The organism is Ruegeria conchae (assembly GCF_000192475.1).
GTDB lineage: Bacteria > Pseudomonadota > Alphaproteobacteria > Rhodobacterales > Rhodobacteraceae > Ruegeria > Ruegeria conchae.
Map to the genome: position 1 here is coordinate 490,711 of NZ_AEYW01000006.1, position 24,750 is coordinate 515,460.

The window sequence follows — 24,750 nt, forward strand, 5'->3', positions numbered from 1 at the left end:
AAGCAATCATTCAGTTTGACGATACCAATTCAGAATGAAAACGCGAATGGCCGAAGCTAACCCGGTTTCAGGATCACGTTCTGCATCAATATTTGCCGCCAGGACATTGATTGGTATATCTTTTTTCCGCGCAATGTCACGGAATGCCTGCCAGAATTCATCCTCAAGCGAAACGGATGTTCGATGACCTTGCAAGGTCAGGGAGCGTTTGACAGGCCGCCCGCTCATTCGTCGACCTTGTGACCGTCGAGGTCGCGGCGCTGGCGCATTTGCTCCAGCTTTACCACAGCTTTCTCGGATTTGGTCTGTCCGTGTTTCGCAGCGTTTGCATCTGCACGGGCCTTCTTTTCGGCCCGCGCTTTCTCTTTTCGATACCGGTTCAGGTTGACCGGCTTGCCCATCAGTTCTTGGGCCCGATCATCTTCTCTGGGCGGACAACAGCATCGAAGGTTTCTTCGTCGACAAAGCCCAGCGCAATTGCTTCTTCCTTGAGAGTTGTGCCATTCTTGTGGGCCGTCTTTGCGACGGTTGTGGCGTTGTCATACCCAATGGTGGGGGCCAGAGCTGTCACCAGCATTAACGACTCTTTCATCAGTTTATCGATGCGCGGTTCATTGGCTTTGATGCCTATTAGCATCCGTTCGGTAAAGCTGTCGGTCGCATCACCCAACAGTTGGATGGATTGCAACAGGTTATACGACATCATCGGGTTATAGACATTCAGTTGGAAATGTCCTTGCGAGCCAGCAAACTTCATTGCTGCGTCATTGCCCATCACGTGCGCGGCCACTTGTGTCAACGCTTCGGCCTGGGTCGGATTGACTTTGCCAGGCATGATAGACGAGCCGGGTTCGTTCTCGGGCAGGATAAGTTCACCTAGGCCCGAGCGGGGTCCCGAACCTAACAGACGAATATCATTTGCGATTTTATAGCAGGATCCGGCGATCGTGGCCAAAGCACCGGACAGGAAGACCATGGCGTCATGAGCGGCCAACGCTTCGAATTTGTTCGGTGCAGTAACGAAGGGAAGGCCGGTGATTTCGGCCATATTCTTGGCGACAGCCTCGTCCCAACCGTCATGAGTATTCAATCCAGTACCAACGGCGGTGCCACCTTGTGCCAGTTCATAAATGCCGGGCATCGAGGCTTCGACCCGCGCAATCCCCTGACGAATCTGATGCGCGTAACCGCCGAATTCCTGTTCCAGTGTCAGTGGGGTGGCGTCCTGTGTGTGGGTGCGACCGATCTTGATGATCCCGGCGAACTCTCTCGCCTTGGCCTCCAGCGCAGACGCAAATTTCTCGAGCCCTGGCATCAGCACATCTCGTACACTCATTGCGGTGGCGATGTGCATAGCAGTAGGAAAGGTATCGTTCGAGGACTGACCCATGTTGCAATGATCGTTCGGATGTACTGGCTCTTTCGAGCCGATCACGCCACCCAAAATCTCGATCGCGCGGTTTGCAATGACCTCGTTCGAGTTCATGTTGGATTGAGTACCCGATCCGGTTTGCCAGACGACCAAGGGGAAGTTGTCATCAAACTTACCCTCGAATACTTCTCCTGCGGCCTGAATAATCGCGTCAGCGATCTTATCATCCAATTTGCCCGTCGCCTTGTTTTCCATTGCGCAGGCCTGCTTGATCACGCCCAGCGCCCGTACGATTGCAACGGGTTGCTTTTCCCAGCCAATTGGGAAGTTCATGATCGAGCGTTGTGTTTGTGCGCCCCAGTATTTGTCGGCGGGCACCTCGAGAGGGCCAAAGCTGTCGGATTCGGTACGGGTTTTAGACATCGGTCGCTCCGGTCTGGTATGCAGTCGTATGCCGTTTAACCGCAGCGGGGCTGAGGCGCAATCGGCCAGTTGAGCGCACCATAAACCTAGGCCGGACAAAGGTATAGACGAAGCGCCGCCCCAATTAATTTCTGTTAGCGAAAACAGTGCCATTGTGCGCAGACGGACTAAAGTTAGAATGTAGTTACATAGAGGACGGAGTCAGCCATGCGAGTATCATTTATGAACAGACCCCTGCATGCGGTTGCGTTGGCGTTTGCCGCATGTATCTGGCTGGCCGCATCTTTACAGCAAGCCAACGCGACCAACATTGAGCCTTTTGTCGGCGATTATACTGGATCTGCCGAAGTTGTTGACGCCGATGGTACTTCGACGCCTCGGGATATGAGTGTTTCAATCCATGAGATTAAAGGTGGTTTCAACGTAAGTTGGACCACCACGACCTACAAAGCAGATGGGCGCATCAAGGATGAGAAATATTCGGTTGATTTTCAAAGCTCGGATCGTGCGGATGTTTATTCTGCCGCGATGAAACGCAACGTGTTCGGGCACGAGGTGCCGCTTGACCCGATGAAAGGTGAACCATTTGTCTGGGGCAGGATTGAAGGCGACACTCTGACTGTATTTTCGTTGTTCATCGCAGAAAATGGGGGCTACGAGTTGCAACAGTTTGACCGGACCTTGGCAGATGGCGGTCTGGATTTGTCATTTTCGAGGTTCCGGGACGGAGTCAAATCACGCTCGGTCGAGACATTTTTGAAAAAGAAGTAAACCCCGCATAAAGCGGGGCTTTATCTGATCACTTGCGGAAGCTATCCAGCGAAACAACATCCGCATCATGGTGCTGTGGTTCCGGTTCTTCCGCTTCCAGTTCGATTGGGGCTTCATCCGCCACAAAGACTTCGTCGTCCTCATCCTCGGGGCTTTCAAAGCGCAAGCCAAACTCGACCGAAGGGTCAACGAAGGTTTTTATTGCCATATACGGTATGTACAGCGGCTCAGGCGCATCGCCGAAATTCAGGGTAATCGAAAATCCTTCTTCACCGACTTCGAGATTCTCGAACCAATGCTGCATGACGATCGTCATTTCACCGGGATACCGCTCTCTTAGCCAGTCAGCCAGTTCAACGCCTTCATATCGTGTATCAAAGGTGATGAAGAAATGATGTGCTCCGGGCAGGCCAGTCTTGGACACATCCGTCAGGACGGTCTTGATCAGGCCCCGCATGGCCGTGTGCATCAGATTCCCGTAGTCGATGTCTTGCGACATGTTTGATCCTCGAAAGTGGTTATTACCAGCATAGTTCATTCGGACGGAAACGAAAGGCCGTGCTGGGCTGTATTGATCACAAAAACTGCAACCCGATTCCGGCCAGAACCATAATTCCTAATGTGGTCGCTAAACCGGATTTCATACGGAAAATCAACAGGCCAGCTAACACCGTAAGAACAAGCGCCCTGATATCGAGCGTAGCAGGATCGGGCAGGGGGATTGACACAGGTCCCAATGACCAACCGGGGAGAGAGCCAAACAGAACATTCAACCCAAACCACACGGAGAGGTTGAGAATCACTCCGACAACCGCAGCTGTGATGCCGTGCATAGCGGCCCCAAGCCGAGGGCGTGCTGCAATTCTGTCCAGTTGTGGCGCTGCGAGGAAGATCCAGAGGAAGCAGGGGACAAATGTCGCCCATAAAGCGACAACTCCGGCCGCCAACGCAAGTGATGGCCCTCCGGCAACCTGTCCAGTCAGCATCGCTACAAATTGCGTCACAAGGATTAGAGGTCCCGGCGTGGTTTCGGCCAGGCCAAGCGCGTCGATCATCTGATCCGTGCTGATCCATTGGTATGTGTCCACAACGGTCTGGGTCATATAGGCCAGCACCGCATAAGCTCCTCCAAAGGTGACGACGGCAAGACGGGCAAAAAACCAACCCAAGTCGCTGAGCAGTTCCTGCCCTGACAATTGCAGCAAAAACAAAGGTCCCAGCCACAATATGAGCCAGAATACTGCCGTTTGAACGGGTTTGCCTAATGCTGGGCTTGCCTGGACGGCTGTAGGAGCCTGGTCATTGGATATTGCAAAGCCCCAAAGGGCCGCGCAGAAAATGATCAGAGGGAAGGGCAGGTTGAACAGAAATATTCCAAGAAACGCGAGCCCGGCGATCATCTGATGTTCGGTATCGGTCAACGCCTTTTTCGACAGATTACGCAAGGCTTGAAGAACGATGATAATGACGGTGGCCTTGATGCCCAAAAACCCCGCCTGAACCAGTGGCAATGTACCATACGCTGCATACAGCGCTACAAGTATTGCAATGACCAGCGCCCCGGGCAGGACAAACAAGCCACCTGCAATCAAGCCTCCGATCACACCACGCAATCGCCAACCCGCGTATGTTGCCAACTGCATGGCCTCGGGCCCCGGCAATAACATGCACAACGAAAGCGCACGTAGATAGGTTTGCTCGTCCAGCCAGGGGCGTTTCTCGACGAGTTCCTGATGCATCAGTGAAATCTGCGCCGCTGGCCCACCAAAGGACAAAAGCCCGATACGCCCGAAAACGCTGAACAACTCACGGTACGATGGTGTCATTTCCCGTGACCTGCTGGCCAGTCATGTGTTTCACCAGATCCATCCCGCGCCCATCGATAAAGCGCATCGTAGATATGCAGACCAGCCTCCAGTTGTTGCTGATCGTCCCGATATTGGCGCGACAGTCCGACCGATATTGCCAATAATCCAGCAGCTTCAGGGGCTAAATCGTGCTTGTTGGTGTCTGCAGCGCGTATGATGGTGGCCAATCGGTCCATTGGTTCTGAATGCAGGTTGAACAAGTCCAGCATGGTATCGAAAGTGCATTTCTCACCGTGATGGCTCCAGTCGACACCCTCAACGTCAAAGGGGGTGGCGCCGAAATGCTCCGCCACTCCCTGTATTTCGGCAGTCGCCACAAAAAGGAAGCGCGCTTGAGCGTCCACAAACCTTCGGATTAACCAAGGGCACGCAATGCGATCAATCTTGGGGCGATGTCGTGTCACCCAAATCGTACCGCCCTGGGCAATCTCAGGCAGGGCCGAAACAGGCACGGAGGGTGCCCCAGGCAGATCGCGCCAGGCAAACATGCCGCCCTCAAGATATTCGGACATTACGCCTTCGGATTGCAGCCAAGAGACGACACCCTGGCTTAGTTTCTTGCCTTTTTGACAAATCACAACAGAAGAGCGCTCTCCGATCCATTCTCTGATTTTGTCAACATCTTTGAAAGAACGACGAATAGCGCTCGGAACAAGCACAGGGTCGTCCGCAAAATCCGCCTCGGTTCGTACGTCGATAAGGACAGGAGCCTTAGGCGTACCGATTAAGCGAAGCAGTTGTCGGGGTGTTATTGCATTGGGGGCAGCCATTGCATGTTTCCTTGTGGCTTTGGATACATGCGAACTTGGGCTGCCGCCTCACGGGGTGTTCGCAAGCTTACCCCTTAAACCTCTGCTATCGCGTGGACGCGGTAGGGGTCAAGCTTGCGGTTGTGGTTTAACCGACCCAGTCCAACCTTTGCCCTGTCATGCAAACCGGAAGCGTATCCTGCGGAAACTGCCCAAGCTGTTCAAAGAGTGAAATGAAATCGAACTGATTATACGCCTCGACCATTTTCTCCCCTTTGAATCGGGCCATGACTTGCCCAGTAACTTCTAATGGTGCGCCGTTGTCAGCCCGAAATGTGCGGACATGAAGAACTCCGGAAACCCAATCACCGTTTTCAATGATTTTGGGGAGGTCGACCTTGATTTCGCCCAGCACATGTCGGAAGGCCATGACCAGATCGCGAAAGTCATCAGCCCCAACCTGCATTTCAGGGATCAACCCCTCGGCCATCGTGTCTGGTGCAAAAAACTGATCGATTGCGTCGGTATTGCCCTGTTCCCAAACCTCAGAATACCACGCCCTAAGCCTGTCAGAATTCGTCATCTTAACCCTCCTGTCGCCTGGACAGAAATATGGGATAAACAAGTGAATAAATCCTGAATCTCTGATGAGCTATGAGCAATAAACAGACATAACAGGGAAAATGCAGGTTTCTGTTGCCAGGTACCTGCGAACCCCGCCTTACGCGGCTAGGCGCAAGGGCTTAAGTTTCGGTCTTGCTACTGCTTACGCAGCAACTGCAACCGGAGCACGATTGTCGTTTGCAATTGTACTATTTTCGCCGGTAACGGTGGCAGACAGCCGAGACAAAGCTAACCCCTTTAGACGTTCGTCGATCCTGTTTCGGCCCCAAAGTCCCCAAACGAAGGATGATTGGTGGAGCCGCCGGGTACCGCCCCCGGGTCCGATCCGCTTATTACGAGCGCGTTTATGTCCATAGTCCCGAGGGACCTCTCTTATATAGGTGAGGTAACGATGGGATGCAAACTCGGAATGTGGGCTATGGGGTGGTTTTATTTCAATGAGTTAGGATGCTCTGTTCATGTTTGCCAGAATAAGCCAGATGGCGAGAACAAGTTCGATTCCACCAAAAATCAATGCTTTCGCCAAAGGTGGATGATCGAGAGCAACAGAAACGAATCTGCCAAGTGCTGCACCAGAATAGACTATCCCCAGCATCACATAAGCCATCGGATTGTTAAGCCACAGCACTGCAGCGCCGGTGACTACAAACAGCCCACCAACCGAGGCGCGCATTTCACTGAGACCCATGGTGCTTTTGGTCGGGACCAAATCCAATGCGTTAGCAGTATGCGCAGGCGCCAGGAAGCCAAATAACCCGAAAGCAATTGTCAGCAAAGCGGCAGCTACATTGAGGGCATTGATCATTTCCACCTCATGTTTCTATTCTAAACCTCTGATATTAAGCCATTTAGATCAGGCCGGTTTGCGTTTTTTCTGGGCAACATCTTGCGCCAGTTGCCGAGTATAGCTCTCAAGCTGAACCAGCGCCGCATCAACCTTTTCAGCGTCACGCGCCTCTAAGGCATTGGCGATGTTGGCGTGCAACGCGATGATTTCTTCCCGCGAACGAGCGGTGAAGGTGATCATGTTCATTAATGGCTGCATCGCCTCGACAGCGCTAGCCAGCTGGTAGGACAAGACCGGATTGCCAGCGCCATCGACCAGCGCTCGATGGAAGGCAACATCTGAGGCGCAGAATGCTTCGTCAGTCAGACCGGGCTGTGCCTGCCGAAAGATCTCGGCCCGCATTGTCGCAAGCTGATCTGCCGTTCGACGTTGCGCAGACAGGGACGCACAGGCTCGTTCCAACGCGTACCGTGCCTCGCACGCAGTGTCGAAACTGACCGCGTTCATCGACAGTAATAGCGTTGAGGTCGTAACCTGTTGAGAATAAGCACCTTCAAAGCTTAGTCGATTTACAAACGCGCCCCCTGTGGCCCCACGTTGCGTACGGATCAGAGATTGTGCCGCCAAGCGTTTCAAAGCTTCGCGAACAGTCGGGCGCGAGACATTGAATTGCTCGGCAAGTTCAGATTCGGAGGGCAAGCGTTCATCGACGATAAGCTGCCCCGATATGATGGCATCCCGGATCGCTTGGGCAATTTGAGCCGATAGATCGGCAGAGCTTTGGGGGTCAATTTTCATCGTCGCTTGCGTCAAAAGTAAATTTTTATTTGTCTGACATTTAAAAGTCTGACATTTGAAAAGCAAGAGAGTTGAGTCGGGAGAGGCAAGTGAGTCGCTCAGTTTTCCGCAGCGCGCTTTGGTTGGGCTTCTACATCGCGATCCTTTGGGCGTGGTGGATGATGGTCTCGATGAGCCGCGATATGGATTTGGACTGGATCGGGCGGCCCGGCCCGATGGGACAGGCCATGGCGGCGATGGACCCGCGCATGGATATGTATATGCCCATGGCCGAGTTTCGCCCGCTGTTCTCGATGTGGGCAATCATGATGGCGGCAATGATGCTGCCAACACTAGTCCCCACATTGCGCAGTTACGATGATCTGATCCGCAGCGCGAATGGCACGCGGGCAGGGTGGCTGGGCGTTCTATCCGGATACTTCATAGTTTGGGTGGGTTTTGCGGCGCTGATCGCTTGCCTGCAGTTGGCACTGCTATTCGGGGGTGCGGTTGATATGTTGGGCATCGCCAAATCGCCCTACTTGGCTGCAGGCCTGCTTGTCGCGGTGGGCGCTTTCCAATTCACCCGTTCAAAAGAGGTCTGCCATGGCGTTTGTCATGCGCCCATGACGTACTTTCTGGGACATTGGAAAACGGGTTTCTCAGGCGGCCTGCGCATGGGCTTAGGGTTGGGTGCATTTTGCGTTGGCTGTTGCTGGGGCTTCATGGCTCTGGGCTTTGTGGGCGGCGTCATGAGCCTGCTGTGGATGGGGCTGGCGACGCTGTTCATGGTTTTGGAAAAACTACCCCAAATCGGACACGCAATAACCCGGCCTATGGGGTTCATCTTAATAGCAGGCGGTCTGGCACTGCTCGTACATCACATTACTTACGGAGGATAGGTCTATGGCTAAAAACAGAAAACCGGATGCGGATAAGCTGCCGGTCAGTCAGAGAATTGACAGCCGGATGCCCAATCCCAAACGCCGCGAGATGAGCCCGACCGACTGGGCAGTCAAGGGTGAACTGATCCTGAACTGCTCCTGCGATGTGTTTTGTCCTTGCGTCGTTTCGCTAGGCGCACACCCTCCGACCGAAGGACATTGCCATGCGTGGATGGGTATCGTGATCGACGAAGGCCATTACGAAGGCGAAGACCTGTCCGGGCTGAATGTTGGGCTGCTGGTCGACATTCCGGGCCGCATGGGTGAAGGCCAATGGAAGGTCGCGGCCTATGTCGACGAACGCGCCAGTGGGAAGGCCTATAACGGGTTGCTGCAAATCTTCAGCGGGCAGGCAGGCGGCACTACCGGTCTATTCACCATGTTGGTTAGTGAAATCATCGGGGCAGAGCGTGCACCGGTTCAAATCGAGCGAGATGGGACAAAACGCCGGATTATGATCGGGCGCAAAATTCAGGGCGAGATCGAGATGCTGGCTGGTAAAGATCCTGAACATCCGGTGATGGTTTCAAACTCGAAATATTGGATGGGCCCGGACATCATCGTGGCCAGAGGAACGAAATCCAAGGTACGTGATTACGGTCGCGTCTGGGACTTTGGCGGGAAATCAGCCGAGATTTGCCCCATCGACTGGCACGGGCCAAAGTAATGATCACCGGTGCCTATGCCCGTGAGATGGCGCGTTATAGTCGATGGGAGAACAGTCAGTTAAAGGGTTTTCTTAAGGCTCTTCCCGACGAAGAACTGACGCGGAATCAGGGTGCCTTTTTTGGTTCAATCATGGGAACAGCCAATCATCTGCTTTGGGGGGACTGGATCTGGATCTCACGGTTCGACAAAGGCCCTGGACCAGGCGGTGGCATCCCAGAGAGCGTGTCAATCTGCGCTGGTTTGTCCGACTGGTTGTCGCTGCGGGATACCATTGACGATCGGATTACTAGGTGGAGCGAAACTCTGGGAGACGACGAACTTACGGGCCCGTTCTCATGGTATTCCGCTGCAAAAGAAGAAGAAGTAACAAAGCCTTATGCGCAATGCATCATTCACATGTTCAATCACCAGACGCATCATCGCGGACAATTGCACCAAATGCTGACCGAGGCAGGCTCTGATGCGCCCGTCAGCGATCTTGTCTTTCTGCCAGAGGATTTCTGACATGGCAGTCATTACACCGAACCGACGCGTGCGCAAAACCCCGTTTACTCCGGGTGTCGAAGCCGAAGGGGTAAAGGGATATACTGTCTATAATCACATGCTTCTGCCTACAGTCTTCGAAAGTGTCGAGGCTGATGCTGCGCATCTGAAAAAGCATGTGCAGGTATGGGATGTCTCGTGTGAGAGACAAGTTCTGATCAAAGGCCCGGATGCGCTGCGACTGATGAAAATGCTCAGCCCGCGCGATATGGACAAGATGCAGGCGGATCAGTGTTATTATGTGCCGATCGTTGACCAAAATGGCGGTATGCTGAATGACCCGGTGGCGATCAAACTGGCAGATGACCATTACTGGCTTTCCGTCGCTGATGGAGATCTTTGGCAATTTGCCCTAGGCATCGTGCTTGCCCTGGGGCTGGATGTCGAAGTTTCCGAACCAGACGTGTCTCCGCTAGCCGTTCAAGGCCCCAGGGCAGATGATTTGATGGCACGGGTATTTGGAGATGATGTCAGGGACATAAAATTCTTCCGATACAAGAGGTTGCCCTTCGAAGATACATCGTTTGTCATCGCCCGATCCGGCTGGTCGAAACAAGGTGGGTTCGAGATCTATGTCGAAGGAGCGGATTACGGAATGCCGCTTTGGGATGCGTTGTTCGCAAATGGGCGCGACCTAAATGTACGTGCGGGTTGCCCCAATGGAATTGAACGGATCGAGAGTGGCCTATTGAGTTTTGGGTCGGATATGCGACGCGAGAACACTCCTTATGAATGCGGTCTTGAGCGCTTTTGCAATTCTCCGCTGGATTACATCGGTAAGGCCGCTTTGGCGGATCAGGCAGAAAACGGGCCGCCCAGACAAATCCGTCCGCTGACTATCGAGGGCGAGATCGGCCCGTGCACCGAATCTTGGCCTTTGATGGCTGAGGGTCGTCAGGTGGGGCAAGTGGCCTCTGCTGCATATTCGCCCGAGTTTGAGGTGAACGTCGCCATAGGGATGGTGGACCGGTCGCATTGGGCACCCGACACGCGGATCGAGTTGATGACTGAACACGGTATGCGATGGGCCGTCGTACAAGAGAAATTCTGGCGCTGAGCCCTGTATCTGAGGACATGCCCATACGGGCTACTAAAGGAGTAAGGTTATGTTTAATTCACTCGTCGTTGAAAAAGATGAAGAAAGTGGCCTCGCAAGCGCCTCGGTAAAACAGATATCTCTGGATGATTTGCCGGATGGAGAAGTGACTGTTGCTGTCGAATATTCAACGGTTAACTACAAAGACGGGTTGTGTATGTCGCCAAAGGGTGGCGGCTTAGTGCGGAGTTATCCGCATATCCCGGGTATCGATTATGCGGGCACCGTCGAGCAATCCTCTGATGATCGCTATAAACCCGGTGACAAAGTCGTTTTGACGGGCTGGCGCGTGGGTGAGGCGCATTGGGGCGGGTATTCTCAGAAGGCCAATGCCCGTGCAGATTGGCTGGTTCCATTGCCGCAGGGTTTGGATACGCGACAGGCGATGGCAGTTGGCACCGCAGGATTTACGGCCATGTTAGCCGTCATGGCGTTGGAAGATCATGGAATGCAGCCGGGCCATGGCCCGGTGCTAGTCACGGGTGCCGCGGGCGGTGTTGGATCGGTCGCGACTGCCATTCTGGCTCATCTGGGATATGAAGTCGCAGCAGTAACCGGTCGCCCGGATACCGCTGACTACCTAAAGTCTTTGGGTGCAACCACAATTGTTCCGCGCGACGATTTGAACGAAACCACCAGGCGCCCGTTGGAAAGTGAAACCTGGTCGGGGTGTGTTGACGCAGTGGGTGGCGCCATGCTCGCCCGCGTATTGGGTCAGATGAAATATGGGGCATCAGTTGCTGCCGTTGGACTTGCCGGAGGTGCAGGTTTGCCTGCGACTGTGATCCCATTCCTACTGCGTGGCGTGAATCTGTTGGGTATCGACAGCGTCATGCAGCCCTATGACAACCGCGTTCGCGCTTGGCAGCGTATCGCTACCGATCTGCCCATGGATAAGCTTGAGGCCATGATTCACCCAGCAACACTGTCTGATCTGCCGCAATTGGGCGCGGATATTCTGCAGGGACAAGTCAAAGGTCGCGTCGTTGTCGATGTGAACACCTGATATTGATTGTACCAAGAAAAATCCGACCGAGTTCAGTGTTCGGTCGGTCCCTTGGTCGCGATTGGGGCCGGAATGCTGGAAACAGTTCTGGTCATTGCCACAATTCATCCGCATGATTGCTATACATCCCAATTGTGATGGCTTAAGACCCATCCAAACATCACCTGAAGACGGGGAGTGAGCAGCATGTCTGATGATTTCGTACTCGACACCGATGATCTGAAACGCCGTATGGACGGCGCAATGGCCAACCTCAGAACCGAATTCGCATCATTGCGGACCGGGCGCGCGTCGGCCTCGATGCTTGAGCCCGTGATGGTTGACGCGTATGGCTCGATGACTCCGATCAATCAGGTCGGCACCGTAAACGTCCCCGAACCACGCATGGTTACCATAAATGTCTGGGACAAAGGTCTTGTGGGCAAAGTTGAAAAAGCAATTCGTGAAAGCGGGCTTGGCATCAATCCACAGTTGAATGGCACGATCATCATGCTACCGATTCCCGAGTTGAACGAGGAACGCCGACGTGAATTGGGCAAGGTTGCAGGCCAATACGCCGAAAGCGCGCGTGTTTCGATCCGGAACGTGCGCCGCGACGGTATGGACCAGATCAAGAAAGCCAAAGCCGATGGCATGTCCGAGGATGATCAGAAATTCTGGGAGGTAGAAGTGCAGGAGCTGACCGACACGATGATCAAATCCGTCGATGAGGCACTTGAGACCAAGCAAGCCGAGATTATGCAGGTCTGAGACTCGGTCATGCCAAAGGATCCCGATAACGCTTTGCAAGCCGGTCCGCGCCATGTGGCCATTATCATGGACGGCAATGGTCGATGGGCTCAGGCACGGGGACGGCCTCGGTTGTTTGGCCATCACGCAGGCGCGCGGCGTGTTCGTGAGGTAGTCGAGGCCTGCCCAAGGCTCGGGATCAAATATCTGACGATCTTTGCGTTTTCGACAGAAAACTGGAAGCGTACGCAGGTGGAGGTTGCAGGCCTCATGAGCCTGTTCCGACGCTATATTGTCAAAGAAACCAATACGCTAAAGAACAATGGTATCCGGGTGCGATTTATCGGTGACCGCGTACGTTTGGATGCCAAACTTACCGAGCTGATGGATACGCTTGAACGTGAAACGCAGGATAATGATCTGGTCCATCTGACAGTCGCCTTGAACTATGGCGGTCGAGATGAGGTTGCTCGCGCAACCAAACGTTTGGCGCGTGACGTGGCCGAAGGTGTTTTGCGTCCCGAAGATGTGGACGAGGAAACTCTGCCCAAATATCTGGACACGCGGGTTCTGCCGGACCCTGATCTGGTAATCCGCACCAGTGGTGAAGCCCGAATTTCGAATTTCTTGCTCTGGCAATCTGCCTACTCAGAGTATGAATTCATAGATACATTGTGGCCCGACTTTACTGCTGCCGAGTTGGAACGTTTATGCCTGAACTATGGATCGCGTGAACGGCGATTTGGGGCGGTTCCGGCATGAGTGATGGCCGATGGTCTGATCTGACCGCTCGGGTTTTGTCAGCGTCAGTGTTGGTCGTCATAGCGGCCATCATGGTGTGGCTAGGCGGACTTTGGTTCGAGGCATTTATTGCCATTTCGTGCGGACTCATGACGTGGGAGCTGGTGCGGATTGTCGACCCTCAGCAACAAGGCGTCGCGATTCAGCTTGCGATATTGACCGGTGTCGCCGTTGTTCTGAGTTACCATTTGCCGCCGCTGTATAAAATTCCATTTTTGTTGGCACCTGCTTTGGTTGGCGCGGGTCAAATCAAGTGCGCGCGTGGTACCTATGCGCTTTTTGCGATCTGGATAGCAACTTCGGGGTTGGGCTTTATCTCGATACGCGAAAGCTTGGGGTTTGGATGGATGGTGTGGCTGATCCTTGTTGTCATAGCGACGGATGTTGCCGGGTATTTTGTGGGCAAAACGCTTGGTGGACCTAAGTTTTGGCCAAAGGTCAGCCCCAAGAAAACATGGTCTGGAACGATAGGGGGATGGGTCGCCGCAGGAATAGTTGGTACATTATTTGCGTTCTACGCGGGTTTTGGTTTGGCTTTCGTAGTTGTATCGGTTCTCGCCTCTATGGCGAGCCAGATCGGCGATATCGTCGAAAGCTCAACGAAACGCAGGTTTGGAGTTAAGGACAGTTCGAACTTGTTACCTGGTCATGGTGGCTTTCTGGACCGGTTCGACGGGATGATGGGGGCCTCGGTCTTTGTCCTGTTGGCAGGGTTGCTTTATGCACCCGGAGGCATGTAATGCGAAAGGTATCGATATTCGGCGCGACCGGATCGATCGGGCAGAACACGCTTGATCTGATTTCGAGGAATCCGAATGCCTATGATGTCGTCGCGCTGACCGGTGGCGGCAATATTTCGAAATTGGCGCAAGATGCGGTCCGTCTGGGCGCAGATGTTGCTGTCACCGCGTTTGATGACAGGTTGGATGACCTGCGTTCAGCCTTAGCCGGTAGCGGTATCAAAGCGGCTGCGGGGCAGGCGGCTTTGATCGAGGCAGGTGCGCGACCCGCGGATTGGGTCATGTCAGCGATTGTCGGCGCCGCGGGGCTTGCTCCGGGGATCGAAGCCCTTAGGCAAGGCGCGACGCTTGCGCTGGCGAACAAGGAAACGCTGGTATGTGCAGGACCTTTGGTGCTGGAGACTGCTCGGAACTACGGCGCAAGGCTACTTCCTGTCGATAGTGAACATTCGGCAGTCTTTCAGGCCCTTGTCGGCGAAGATATGACAAGCGTCGAGCGGATTATTATCACGGCAAGCGGTGGCGCATTTCGGGATTGGCCGCTGCGTGATCTGGCGAACGCAACTGTCGAACAAGCGTCAAGCCATCCGAATTGGAACATGGGGCAGCGAATTACAATCGACAGTGCTTCTATGTTCAATAAAGCATTGGAAGTCATAGAAACAAAAGAATACTTCGGCATTCAGCCCTCTGAAATCGAAGTTCTGGTGCACCCCGAATCTATTGTTCACGCGATGGTTGGGTATCGGGATGGTGCCTTGATGGCACACATGGGTGCACCCGATATGCGCCATGCCATCGGATACGCATTGCACTGGCCCGAGCGGCTCGATCTACCTGTCGCAAGGCTTGATCTGGCTCAACTGGGGCAATTGAGCTTTAGCGCTCCGGATGAGGCCCGGTATCCTGCGTTGCGTCTTGCACGCGAAGTGATGCAACGCGGCGGATTGACGGGTGCGATCTTCAATGCTGCTAAAGAGCGCGCGCTGGACCACTTTATCGCCCGTAGAATTCGGTTTCTGGATATGGCTGACGCAGTTTCGTCGGTTTTGGAGCGTTTTGAGGCGACAGATGGCCTTATTGATGCTCCGTTGACTCTTGATAATGTACAGCAAACGGACCATCTCGCACGTCAGTGGGTCGATGAAACCGTATTGGAACGAGCAGGATAATACCTTTGGACATACTCTCTTTGATCCCGCAATTCGGCAATCTTCTCTATACCATAGTAGCCTTTGTTATTGCGCTTTCAGTGATTGTCGCTGTGCATGAATACGGTCATTATATTGTCGGGCGCTGGTCGGGCATTCATGCAGAAGTGTTTTCGATCGGCTTCGGTCCGGTTCTGTGGAGCCGGTTAGATAAGCGTGGCACACGGTGGCAGGTCGCGTTGCTTCCATTTGGCGGATACGTCAAGTTTTTGGGGGATGCCAACGCTGCGTCTGGCAAAGACACGGATGCGATAAACGAGATCGCCGAACAGAGCCCGGAAGAATTGCGTCGAACGATGCATGGGGCTCCGCTGTGGGCGCGTACCGCCACTGTGGCGGCAGGGCCTATATTCAACTTCGCGATGTCGATCCTGGTTTTTGGATTTGTGTACTGGTCGCAAGGCGTATCACGAGAACCTTTGACAGTCGGTTCCTTGCAGCCGCTCCCCGGAGTCGAGCAGGGGTTGCTTGAAGGGGACGAAATTGTTGCGATTGCAGGCGTGCCGACACCGGATTTTGACAATGCAGGCAGTTGGTCGGATTTCGTTGATGCTCTGCCCGTACAGCCTGAACTGGACTATACTGTAATCCGGGACGGTGAGACCATCGATGTTTCTGCCCCGTGGCTGTTTCCAGCGTTGATCCAGCAGGTTACGCCACGCAGCGCTGCAATGGACATACAATTGCAGCAGGGCGATGTAATTACAGCGGTCGATGGCGACCCGATTTTCAATTTCGAACAATTGAAAGAACGTGTCGAAAGCTCGGACGGGCGCGTGTTGCTTCTGGACGTTTGGCGTAATGGAACCGAGCTTGAATTTGCGCTGGCCCCCAGACGTACTGACGAGCCGAAAGCAGATGGTGGTTTTGTGACCCATTGGCGGATCGGGATCGTTCGGGGGATGATGTTCGAACCTCAGACTGTTCCCGCCGGCATCTGGGATTCCGTAAAAACCGGTTTTGCCCAGACCGGACGCATTATCGAAGGGTCATTGTCCGGTATGTGGCACATGATCACGGGGGCAATCAGCACGTGCAATATATCCGGCCCGATCGGGATTGCGGAAACCTCTGGCGCGATGGCCAGTCAAGGTGCACAGAATTTCATCTTCTTTATCGCGGTACTTTCTACGGCGGTTGGGCTGCTGAATCTGTTCCCGATCCCAGCGCTTGATGGCGGACACTTGTTGTTTTACGCCTACGAAGCCGTCTCGGGCAAACCACCCAGTGACAATGCCCTGCGGATTTTGATGGGAATTGGAATAACGCTGATCCTTTCGTTGATGATCTTCTCTGTCAGCAATGACCTGTTCTGCTGAATAAGGCGTGACAGGCGTCATTTGGACGCAATATTGCCGCAATTGAAGCGTATCTTCATTGGTGTAATTCAATGAGCGGGCTTGAGAGCGATGACCGAAGCGTTGCAGAGATCTTACAAAAGCGTCAGCGTCCTTTTTCAGTTGAACTGGGATGTATTACTTAGCTTTGGCGTAACCGCCTTGGCATTGGCTGTAGGTGGATATCTCGTCGGTTTGTGATTCTTCAGACCAAGACTATGAAAATGCAACGGCCCACCGGGCCGTTTTTTTGTATTTGCTCTTTTGACATGGCTTCTCAATCCGGCTACTCAGCAACTACAGGCTGAGATTTCTGGGTAGTGATAAAAATGACTGATTGCAGGGGCACGAGCACATTCTGCGGCGCTCGAGGGCAGAAGACCAATATTTTGTGGCAGGCACTAACGCTCTTTTTTCTATTTGCTACACCGGGTTTGCTGGTATTACCGGATCCTGCTCAGGCGCAATCTTACACGATTAACCGCTTCGAGGTTGAAGGCAATCGACGGATCGAAACCTCGACAATCATCGCACGAACGGGAATCGAGCCGGGGCAAACTGTCAGTGCCGGACAGATAAATGATGCTTTTCAGCGTTTGCTTGACAGTGGTGTTTTTGAAACAGTCGAACTGACTCCTCGCGGAAACACACTGATTATTGCGGTTGAAGAGTACCCGACGATTAATCAGATCAGCATTGAGGGGAACCGTCGCGTCAAGGATGACGTACTGCTCGAGGCGATCTCATCCCAGACCCGCCGTGTCTTTACCCCGCAATTGGCAGAAGCCGACGCAGATTTGATCGCCGAGATCTATTCTGCGCAGGGCCGGGTGTCAGCAACGGTGATCCCACGCATCATCCGCCGAAATGACAATCGTGTGGATTTGGTTTTTGAGGTGGCCGAAGGCACCACCATCGAAGTTGAGCGCGTCAGCTTTGTTGGCAACCGTGCTTACTCGGACCGCCGCCTGCGTCGTGTGCTCGAGACCAAACAAGCAAATATTCTGCGGACTTTCCTACGGGGCGACACATTTATTGCTGATCGTATCGAATTCGATAAGCAGGTCATCCGCGATTTCTACCTTTCGCGCGGTTATATCGATTTCCGAGTAAACAGTGCCAATGTGGAATTCACGCGTGAACGGGATGCGTTTTTCCTGGTCATGAATATCACCGAAGGTCAGAGATTCGCCTTTGGTCAGATTTCAACTGTAAGCGAAATTCCTGGGGTCGATCCGGCACCCTATCAGGCAGCACTAAAGGTCAAGCCTGGTGTTATCTACTCGCCGACTTTGATTGAAAACTCGATTGCTCGACTTGAGCGTCTGGGTCTGAAACAGGGCGTCGATTTCTTGAGGGTTGAACCTCGGGTGACGCGCAACCCGCGTGATCTGACGCTGGATGTTCAGTTTGTCCTAACGCGCGGCCCGCGTATTTTTGTCGAACGCATCGACATCGAAGGCAATACCACAACACTTGACCGGGTGATCCGGCGGCAATTCGATACCGTGGAAGGTGACCCCTTCAATCCGCGAGAAATCCGTCAGAGCGCCGAACGTATTCGTGCGTTAGGCTTCTTCTCGACCGCTGATGTTGAAACCCGCGAGGGTACATCTCCAAGTCAGGTCATCGTTGATGTCGATGTTGAAGAACAACCGACCGGATCGCTTAGCCTGGGTGGTAGCTACTCGGTTTCGGACGGTTTCGGGATCGCCATTGGCCTGAACGAATCCAATTTCCTTGGCCGTGGCCAGAATCTTGGGATCACGCTATCGACGGCTCAAGATTCTGAGCAGTATACAATTAACTTTACCGAACCTTATCTGTTGGGGCGGAAATTACGCTTTGATCTTGGGGTAGGTCTCGCAAGCACCAACTCAAGCTTTGCGAGTTACGACACCAAAACCGTCTTTTTTAATCCTCAGGTCAGCTATGCCATCGGCGAACTTTCAGCGCTGCGTTTGCGTTACGGCTGGAACCAAAGCGAAATGACCCAGCAGAGCAACGAGACCAATGGAGCGGTCATCGCTTCTGAAATTGCTCAGGGCAAAAGAACCAGCAGTTCGATTGGTGTTTCTTATGTGTACGACAGTCGATTGGGTGGCTTGAATCCTAATGCAGGCGTCTTGTTTGAGCTTGGCGTAGATGCAGCTGGATTGGGCGGCGACAACGAGTATATCAAAACCACAGCCCGCGCGATCGCTCAGAAGCGCGTGCTCAACGAGGAGGTCGTGCTTCGGGCATCTCTGGAACTTGGCGCGCTCAACTGGACCGGGGATGATTTTAGCCGGACGATTGATCGATTTGTGCTTGGCCCGAACACGTTCCGTGGTTTCGAACCTGCCGGTCTTGGGCCGCGCGACCTTTCCAACGGTCAGGACGATGCCATCGGTGGTAACTATTATTGGGTTGCCCGGTTCGAGTCTGATTTCCCCTTGGGCTTGCCTGAAGAGCTCGGATTGCGGGGTGGTTTATTCTACGACGTAGGTAACCTTTACAACATCAACAACGTGGATACGTCGGGTGCCGATATCGTCGGAGCCAGCGGATCCATCCGCCATGTGGTAGGTGTCTCGGTTCTGTGGACAACGCCATTTGGTCCTCTGCGCTTCAACTTTTCACAAGCGCTGAAGAAAGAAGAGTTCGACAAGGAACAGAGCTTTGACCTGACCATTCAGGCACAGTTCTGAACTCAGATGTTGACCAAAGTCATGAACATTCTGCAGGGCCCGCTAAGGGCCCTGTGTGTTTGGGCGGTCTTGATGGCGCCAAGTCCATTGTTGGCGCAACAATTGGGCGTTCCGCAATCAGACGTACTTACCATTTCAAGTGAACGGCTGTTTGCTGATTCTCGGTTCGGTCAGCGCGTTTTTCGCGAGATTGAGGCCGAGAGCGCTCTGCTAGCGGATGAAAATGAGTTGATCGTGGCACAGCTCAGCAAAGAAGAGAAAGACCTGACGGACAAGCGCTCTGAAATGTCCGCCAGTGAATTTCGACCTTTGGCCGAGGCTTTCGATGAGAAAGTCCAGTCGCATCGAGATAGCCAACGCGCCAAACTGGATGCTTTGGCGCGGCATGGAGAAGAGGCACGCAATCAGTTCTTTGAGATGGCGCAACCTGTATTGATCGAACTTCTACGCGAATATGGGGCGTCGATCGTCATTGAGCGTTCAAATGTTGTTCTCAGCTCGGATGCGTCGGATATTACCGATACCGCAATTGCCCGGATTGACGCGGCAATTGGCGACGGGTCTGCACTTGAAGACGCTAATGACAAATAGGCTGGCTTGCCCTTAAGTACGCGTATTGCTAACCACGCTTGAAAGAGACATCCAAAACAGGACATCCGCACCATGACCACGGAAACCCAGAGCGCCGACATTCAGCTGATTCAGCGTATATTGCCGCATCGCTATCCGTTTTTGCTGGTCGACAAGGTCGTGGATATTGACGGCTATCAATCTGCAGTTGGCATCAAGAATGTCACTATGAACGAGCCGCATTTTCAGGGTCATTTTCCCGGCACACCGATCATGCCTGGTGTGACTATTGTCGAGGCGATGGCGCAGACTGCAGGTGTCATGCTGGGTGTTGGCATGGACGTGATCGACAGTGAATTACTGATCTATTTCATGAACATCGACAAATGCAAATTCCGTCGCAAAGTTGTGCCCGGTGACGTGCTTGAAATGCATGTAGAGACGGTGCGTGGCAAGAAAGGTGGCAAGATCTTCAAGTTCAGCGGCCGTGCGACCGTTGAAGGTGAGGTCGCCGCTGAAGCCGAATTTTCGGCTTATGTCGACTGGGATATGGAAAAAACAACATGAGCGGCATTCATCCCAGCGCCATTATCGAAGACGGTGCGCAGATCGGGCAGGGCTGTACGATTGGTCCGTTCTGCCATATCGGGCCGTCCGTCCGTCTAGGCGATCGGGTTGAGCTTAAATCCCATGTGGTCGTCACCGGCGATACTTCAATTGGTGACGACACAGTGATCTTCAGCTTTGCCGTTGTCGGCGAAATCCCACAAGACAAAAAGTTTGGCGGTGAAGATACACGGCTTGAAATCGGTGAACGCAATCGCATTCGCGAGCACGTCACCATCAATACCGGCACGGATGGCGGCGGTGGCGTCACGCGGATTGGCGATGACTGCCTGCTGATGGCTGGAGTCCACGTTGCGCATGATGTGCAGATCGGTAACCGGGTCATTTTGGTAAACCACGCAGGCGCAGCAGGTCATTGCATAATCGAGGATGACGTCATCGTTGGCGGTATCTCGGGGCTGCATCAGTTCGTGCGCGTTGGTCGCGGGGCCATCATCGGTGCGCTGACTATGGTTCCGAACGACGTGATTCCATATGGTCTGGTTCAGGCACCACGCGGTGAGCTTGATGGATTGAATCTGGTCGGGTTGAAACGGCGCGGTGTCACGCGCGAGGATATCTCGGCGCTGCGCGCGGCATTCAAAGAGTTGTCGGAAGGTGATGGCACCTTCATGGATCGCGCCAATCGATTGGGCGAGGAGGCCGACAACGAATATGTGCGCCAGATTGTCGAGTTTGTGACGGGGCAAACGGACCGTTCCTTCCTGACGCCGAGGAAATAAGACATGTTGGCGCTGATCGCGGGAACTGGGGCATTGCCGGACGAGGTGGTCGCATGTTTGCCGAACCGACCTTTGATTTGCGCGCTGGAAGGGTTTGAACCTGAAAGGCTGAATGTTGACGTGGTCTTTCCGCTTGAGGAATTGGGCAGTTTTATCGCCGATCTGAAAGCGCGTGGCGTGATCGAGATTTGCATGGCCGGGGCTGTGCGCCGGCCCACCGTAAATCCTGCGCGCATTGATGCTGCGACGATGCCATTGGTCCCGATCTTACAAAAGGCCATTATGGCCGGTGATGACGGTGCCCTGCGCGCAGTTATCGGGATTTTTGAAGATTCTGAATTGACGGTCCGTGCCGCGCACGAGATCGCACCTGAATTGCTACCGCCGCTCGGCGCGCTGACTGAGGCACACCCCTCGGATACCGATCACGCAGATGCTGACCGAGCGGCAGGTATCCTGCGCAGCATGGGGACTGCAGATGTCGGTCAGGCTTGTGTAGTGCTGAAAGGGCAGGCGCTGGCAATTGAGGGCATCTACGGTACTGCTTGGATGTTGCAGTCGCTGACCCAACGCCCTGACGCGGGTGGAGGTATTCTGTACAAAGGCCTCAAACCCGATCAGGACCGGCGCGCGGATATGCCTGCTATCGGACCCGACACCGTATCGGGCGCGGTTGCGGCGGGCTTGTCAGGTATTGTCATCGAAAAGGGCGGTGTCATTGTCCTGCAACGGGACCGAGTGATTGAAGAGTGCAATCGCCTCGGTCTATTTCTTTACGTTCGCGAGCGCACCGTCTGATGCGCGTATTCCTGGTCGCCGGTGAACCGTCGGGCGACCGATTGGGCGCCGCTTTGATGGAGGGACTTATAACCCTTTCGCCGGAGGTGCGGTTTGATGGGGTCGGTGGTCCACTGATGCAGGCGCAGGGACTGAATAGCCGCTTTCCCATGTCCGAACTCAGCGTCATGGGGTTGGTCGAGGTTCTTCCCAAGTTCTTTCACTTGAAGCGCCGGATCGCCGAGACCGCTCAGGCGGTTCTGGACACGCAGCCGGATGTGTTGATCACCATCGACAGTCCGGATTTCTCGCTGCGAGTCGCTAAACTGGTGAAGGCGTCCAGCAGTATTCGAACCGTCCACTACGTTGCACCCAGCGTTTGGGCCTGGAGGCCCGGGCGCGCCGACAAAATGGCGAAGGTGATCGACCATGTTCTGGCGCTGCTGCCGTTTGAACCGCCCTATATGGAGCGGGCAGGGATGGAGTGTGATTTTGTCGGTCACCCCGTCGTCAACGAGCCGATTGCGTCTGAACAAGATATCAAGAAATTCCGTGTGGATCATGACCTGGGCGACGCTCCTATTGTGCTCGCATTACCTGGTTCTCGGCGGGGAGAGGTCGAACGGTTAGCCCCGATATTTGGCGCTGCTCTGCAAGAATTCCTGGCAGATCCACCCAGTACCCGTGTCGTCGTGCCTACTGTCGCGCATATGGTTGATGTGGTTGCCGAACAAGTTTGGGATTGGCCGGGAAATCCGATTGTTGTCGATCCACGAAAGTTGCCGTCGGACGAAGCACAGGCGCAGAAGAGGGCGGCCTTTGCGTCAGCCGATCTGGCATTGGCGGCATCAGGCACCGTGTCATTGGAGCTGGCTGCACAGGCAACGCCGATGGTGATCGCATATAATCTGAATTGGCTGACCACATTGATCGCGAAGCGCATGGTCAAGCTCGATACGGTGACGCTTGTCAATCTGGTCTCGGACACGCGTGCTGTACCTGAATGTCTGTTGGACGACTGCCAGCCGCTAAAGATCGCGGCAGCACTGGAAGAGGTTGCAGCTACGCCGGACGCCCAACATGAGGCTATGGCGATAACGATGGAGCGCCTTGGGCGGGGTGGAGAGGCGCCGGGTCTGCGCGCGGCAAAAGCCGTTTTGGACAGAATGAACACGTGATGCTGGATCACGTGATCTTTGCCGCCTCTGCCTACATGGCACAGGTTCTGACCAACCTCGACAACCTCGCAGCGCTTGTTGCGCTGATGATGGTTTCCGGTCCGCGACGGACCGTTGCGGGGTTCCTGCTTGCGCAGATATTAATCATCGCCGCCGCCTTGTTGCTGGCTTTGGGTGTCGATGACGTGGTGCCACACTGGGCCGGCTATCTGGGTGTGATCCCGCTTGGCCTCGGCGTGATTGGGGTTATCCGGCAGTTTCGGGGATCAGAGATCGAGGAGGCTCCGCAAGTATCCTCAGGTGCCTCAACCGTTGTAACGATGTTGCTGTTCATAAGCCTCTCAATGGATACATTCGCTGTGCTCGCACCGCTTTTGGCAGACTCGGCCCCAAGCTACCGCATCGCAGGTGTTACAGGTGCGGTTGCTGCGGCCCTGACGCTAACCATGCTTGGTCTGCTAGGCGCGCGATCTCCGATCATGACCGGCGGGTTTGCGCGGCGACTTGAGAAACTGGTTCCTTACGTAATGATCTGTGCCGGTATCTATATCCTCAGCAATTCCTGGACCGACGCGATTTAATAACCGCGCCAGATCCAGCCGCCGCCAAAGATGCGGCTTCCACCAGTTTCGTAAAACACACACGCCTGACCCGGAGAGATACCTTCTTCGGGCGTAAACAGCTCAACCTCGGCCGTCGTGTCGGACAGAGGCCGAATGATCGCCTCACGCGGCGGGCGGGTCGAGCGGACCTTGACCGACACATGCCATTCGTCTCGCGACGTAAAGGGTTCGTCTCCAAGCCAATTGATTTCACGCACCGGAACTGTCCGTGTAGCCAACATCTCTTTGGGGCCGACGACAACCTGCTTTTTGTCGACGTCCAGCTTTACCACATACAACGGCTCGCTTAGGCCACCGATGCCAAGCCCGCGGCGCTGACCGATTGTATAGTGAATCACTCCATCATGCTGTGCCAGAACACGGCCATCGGCATGTACGATTTCACCCGGCTCTGCAGCACCTGGGCGCAACTTTTCGATTACGCTGGCGTAGTTGCCGTTCGGTACAAAGCAGATGTCCTGGCTGTCAGGCTTGTCCGCAACAGCCAACCCGTATTGCGCGGCCATCTCGCGTGTGGCGTCCTTGGAGGGCAAATGCCCCAAAGGAAAGCGCAGGAAATCCAACTGCTCGGGCGTTGTCGAGAAAAGGAAATAGGACTGATCGCGGTTGGCATCCTCAGCACTATGCAACTCGGCCCCATTGGTTCCCATCTTGCGCTGGATATAATGACCGGTGGCCATACAGTCGGCCTCTAGGTCCTTGGCGGTTTCCAGCAGGTCCTTGAACTTCACCCGCTCATTGCAGCGGATGCAGGGCACCGGAGTCGCTCCTGCCAGATAGCTGTCAGCGAATTCGTCGATTACAGCATCTTTGAAGATGTTCTCATAATCCAGAACATAATGAGGGAAGCCGCGCTCTTCGGCCACGCGGCGCGCGTCGTGGATATCGATCCCAGCACAACACGCGCCTTTCTTGGCAAGCGCCGCGCCGTGGTCGTAAAGCTGCAGCGTAACCCCTACAACGTCATAGCCCTGATCAGCCAGATAGGCCGCGACAACAGAGCTGTCCACGCCGCCAGACATAGCCACAACCACCCGCGTTTCCGAGGGCGGTTTGGCAAAGCCAAGCGAGTTTAGCGGGGTCTCGGTATCGAGGGCCATTGGCGGTTCCAGTCCG

The 24,750-nt window shown here is 54.3% G+C and carries 28 protein-coding genes and 1 other RNA gene; 18 read left to right on the forward strand and 11 right to left on the reverse strand.

The genetic code is table 11. The features are described 5' to 3' along the window. Positions 1-6: 6 nt before the first annotated feature. Genes G7G_RS0106885 through fumC form a run of 3 tightly spaced genes read right to left on the reverse strand, consistent with a single transcriptional unit; the run spans position 7 to position 1,795 of the window. Positions 7-228, reverse strand: a complete 222-nt coding sequence (locus tag G7G_RS0106885; RefSeq protein WP_010439936.1) for a ribbon-helix-helix domain-containing protein — start codon at positions 226-228, stop codon at positions 7-9. Next, on the reverse strand, positions 225-401 hold the full coding sequence (locus G7G_RS0106890; RefSeq protein ID WP_010439938.1) for a DUF4169 family protein: 177 nt from the start codon (positions 399-401) through the stop codon (positions 225-227). The genes G7G_RS0106885 and G7G_RS0106890 overlap by 4 nt, the downstream gene beginning before the upstream one ends. Further along, entirely contained in the window at positions 401-1,795 is a 1,395-nt protein-coding gene (gene fumC / locus G7G_RS0106895) for a class II fumarate hydratase (protein WP_010439940.1), read from the reverse strand. Before fumC ends, G7G_RS0106890 begins: the two co-directional genes overlap by 1 nt. Positions 1,796-2,017: 222 nt before the next feature. On the opposite strand from fumC, the gene G7G_RS0106900 reads away from it, so the two are divergent. Beyond that, positions 2,018-2,566, forward strand: a complete 549-nt coding sequence (locus G7G_RS0106900) for a hypothetical protein (protein WP_010439941.1) — start codon at positions 2,018-2,020, stop codon at positions 2,564-2,566. 28 nt (positions 2,567-2,594) lie between these two features. Here G7G_RS0106900 and G7G_RS0106905 read toward each other — a convergent pair whose 3' ends face one another. The 7 genes from G7G_RS0106905 to G7G_RS0106930 all read right to left on the reverse strand — a co-directional run bounded on the left by G7G_RS0106905 (position 2,595) and on the right by G7G_RS0106930 (position 7,392). Further along, positions 2,595-3,065, reverse strand: a complete 471-nt coding sequence (locus tag G7G_RS0106905) for an SspB family protein (protein ID WP_010439943.1) — start codon at positions 3,063-3,065, stop codon at positions 2,595-2,597. 76 nt (positions 3,066-3,141) lie between these two features. Continuing rightward, a complete protein-coding gene (gene chrA, locus G7G_RS0106910) occupies positions 3,142-4,392 on the reverse strand; it encodes a chromate efflux transporter (protein ID WP_010439945.1) in 1,251 nt (416 codons plus the stop codon). Then, the gene (locus G7G_RS0106915; protein WP_010439947.1) at positions 4,389-5,204 is read right to left on the reverse strand and encodes a chromate resistance protein ChrB domain-containing protein; all 816 of its coding nucleotides are present in this window, start codon (positions 5,202-5,204) and stop codon (positions 4,389-4,391) included. The genes chrA and G7G_RS0106915 overlap by 4 nt, the downstream gene beginning before the upstream one ends. Before the next feature lie 127 nt (positions 5,205-5,331). Next, on the reverse strand, positions 5,332-5,766 hold the full coding sequence (locus tag G7G_RS0106920; protein WP_010439948.1) for an ester cyclase: 435 nt from the start codon (positions 5,764-5,766) through the stop codon (positions 5,332-5,334). A gap of 99 nt (positions 5,767-5,865) precedes the next feature. Continuing rightward, positions 5,866-6,213: a transfer-messenger RNA gene (gene ssrA, locus G7G_RS23895) on the reverse strand. 36 nt (positions 6,214-6,249) lie between these two features. After that, the gene (locus G7G_RS0106925) at positions 6,250-6,612 is read right to left on the reverse strand and encodes a DUF4345 family protein (RefSeq protein ID WP_010439950.1); all 363 of its coding nucleotides are present in this window, start codon (positions 6,610-6,612) and stop codon (positions 6,250-6,252) included. A 48-nt stretch (positions 6,613-6,660) separates the two neighbouring features. Next, the gene (locus tag G7G_RS0106930; protein ID WP_010439951.1) at positions 6,661-7,392 is read right to left on the reverse strand and encodes a FadR/GntR family transcriptional regulator; all 732 of its coding nucleotides are present in this window, start codon (positions 7,390-7,392) and stop codon (positions 6,661-6,663) included. Positions 7,393-7,481: 89 nt separating this feature from the next. Here G7G_RS0106930 and G7G_RS0106935 point away from each other — a divergent pair, with 89 nt between their 5' ends. The 17 genes from G7G_RS0106935 to G7G_RS0107015 all read left to right on the forward strand — a co-directional run bounded on the left by G7G_RS0106935 (position 7,482) and on the right by G7G_RS0107015 (position 23,592). Next, complete coding sequence (locus tag G7G_RS0106935; RefSeq protein WP_010439953.1) at positions 7,482-8,273, forward strand: DUF2182 domain-containing protein; 792 nt, start codon at positions 7,482-7,484, stop codon at positions 8,271-8,273. 4 nt (positions 8,274-8,277) lie between these two features. After that, positions 8,278-8,982 (forward strand): DUF1326 domain-containing protein, encoded by a 705-nt coding sequence (locus G7G_RS0106940; protein ID WP_010439955.1) that lies wholly within the window; start codon positions 8,278-8,280, stop codon positions 8,980-8,982. Then, complete coding sequence (locus G7G_RS0106945; protein ID WP_010439957.1) at positions 8,982-9,488, forward strand: DinB family protein; 507 nt, start codon at positions 8,982-8,984, stop codon at positions 9,486-9,488. Before G7G_RS0106940 ends, G7G_RS0106945 begins: the two co-directional genes overlap by 1 nt. Before the next feature lies 1 nt (position 9,489). Beyond that, positions 9,490-10,584: a dimethylsulfoniopropionate demethylase gene (locus G7G_RS0106950; protein ID WP_010439960.1), complete on the forward strand. Its 1,095-nt coding sequence runs from the start codon at positions 9,490-9,492 to the stop codon at positions 10,582-10,584. A 49-nt stretch (positions 10,585-10,633) separates the two neighbouring features. Beyond that, positions 10,634-11,629, forward strand: a complete 996-nt coding sequence (gene acuI, locus G7G_RS0106955; RefSeq protein WP_010439961.1) for an acryloyl-CoA reductase — start codon at positions 10,634-10,636, stop codon at positions 11,627-11,629. A 186-nt stretch (positions 11,630-11,815) separates the two neighbouring features. Then, the gene (gene frr, locus G7G_RS0106960; RefSeq protein WP_010439963.1) at positions 11,816-12,379 is read left to right on the forward strand and encodes a ribosome recycling factor; all 564 of its coding nucleotides are present in this window, start codon (positions 11,816-11,818) and stop codon (positions 12,377-12,379) included. Positions 12,380-12,388: 9 nt separating this feature from the next. Continuing rightward, positions 12,389-13,120, forward strand: coding sequence for an isoprenyl transferase (locus G7G_RS0106965; RefSeq protein WP_010439966.1), 732 nt, complete (start codon positions 12,389-12,391; stop codon positions 13,118-13,120). Beyond that, positions 13,117-13,899: a phosphatidate cytidylyltransferase gene (locus tag G7G_RS0106970; protein ID WP_010439968.1), complete on the forward strand. Its 783-nt coding sequence runs from the start codon at positions 13,117-13,119 to the stop codon at positions 13,897-13,899. Before G7G_RS0106965 ends, G7G_RS0106970 begins: the two co-directional genes overlap by 4 nt. Next, positions 13,899-15,071: a 1-deoxy-D-xylulose-5-phosphate reductoisomerase gene (dxr, locus tag G7G_RS0106975; RefSeq protein WP_010439971.1), complete on the forward strand. Its 1,173-nt coding sequence runs from the start codon at positions 13,899-13,901 to the stop codon at positions 15,069-15,071. Before G7G_RS0106970 ends, dxr begins: the two co-directional genes overlap by 1 nt. Positions 15,072-15,076: 5 nt before the next feature. Further along, a complete protein-coding gene (gene rseP, locus G7G_RS0106980) occupies positions 15,077-16,429 on the forward strand; it encodes an RIP metalloprotease RseP (protein ID WP_010439973.1) in 1,353 nt (450 codons plus the stop codon). A 347-nt stretch (positions 16,430-16,776) separates the two neighbouring features. Then, positions 16,777-19,137, forward strand: a complete 2,361-nt coding sequence (gene bamA / locus G7G_RS0106985; protein ID WP_029621794.1) for an outer membrane protein assembly factor BamA — start codon at positions 16,777-16,779, stop codon at positions 19,135-19,137. Positions 19,138-19,158: 21 nt separating this feature from the next. After that, positions 19,159-19,728 carry an OmpH/Skp family outer membrane protein gene (locus tag G7G_RS0106990; protein WP_037320989.1) on the forward strand — a complete coding sequence of 190 codons (570 nt, stop codon included), beginning with the start codon at positions 19,159-19,161 and terminating at the stop codon, positions 19,726-19,728. Between the two features lie 72 nt (positions 19,729-19,800). Beyond that, positions 19,801-20,274: a 3-hydroxyacyl-ACP dehydratase FabZ gene (gene fabZ, locus G7G_RS0106995; protein ID WP_010439978.1), complete on the forward strand. Its 474-nt coding sequence runs from the start codon at positions 19,801-19,803 to the stop codon at positions 20,272-20,274. Then, positions 20,271-21,056, forward strand: a complete 786-nt coding sequence (gene lpxA, locus G7G_RS0107000) for an acyl-ACP--UDP-N-acetylglucosamine O-acyltransferase (RefSeq protein ID WP_010439980.1) — start codon at positions 20,271-20,273, stop codon at positions 21,054-21,056. The genes fabZ and lpxA overlap by 4 nt, the downstream gene beginning before the upstream one ends. 3 nt (positions 21,057-21,059) lie before the next feature. Continuing rightward, positions 21,060-21,854 carry an LpxI family protein gene (locus G7G_RS0107005; protein ID WP_010439982.1) on the forward strand — a complete coding sequence of 265 codons (795 nt, stop codon included), beginning with the start codon at positions 21,060-21,062 and terminating at the stop codon, positions 21,852-21,854. Continuing rightward, positions 21,854-23,011: a lipid-A-disaccharide synthase gene (gene lpxB, locus G7G_RS0107010; RefSeq protein ID WP_010439985.1), complete on the forward strand. Its 1,158-nt coding sequence runs from the start codon at positions 21,854-21,856 to the stop codon at positions 23,009-23,011. Before G7G_RS0107005 ends, lpxB begins: the two co-directional genes overlap by 1 nt. Next, positions 23,011-23,592 (forward strand): cadmium resistance transporter, encoded by a 582-nt coding sequence (locus G7G_RS0107015; RefSeq protein WP_010439987.1) that lies wholly within the window; start codon positions 23,011-23,013, stop codon positions 23,590-23,592. Before lpxB ends, G7G_RS0107015 begins: the two co-directional genes overlap by 1 nt. Here G7G_RS0107015 and mnmA read toward each other — a convergent pair. After that, the gene (gene mnmA, locus G7G_RS0107020; RefSeq protein ID WP_010439994.1) at positions 23,589-24,734 is read right to left on the reverse strand and encodes a tRNA 2-thiouridine(34) synthase MnmA; all 1,146 of its coding nucleotides are present in this window, start codon (positions 24,732-24,734) and stop codon (positions 23,589-23,591) included. The two genes, G7G_RS0107015 and mnmA, sit on opposite strands and share 4 nt — an antisense overlap. Positions 24,735-24,750: the final 16 nt, after the last annotated feature.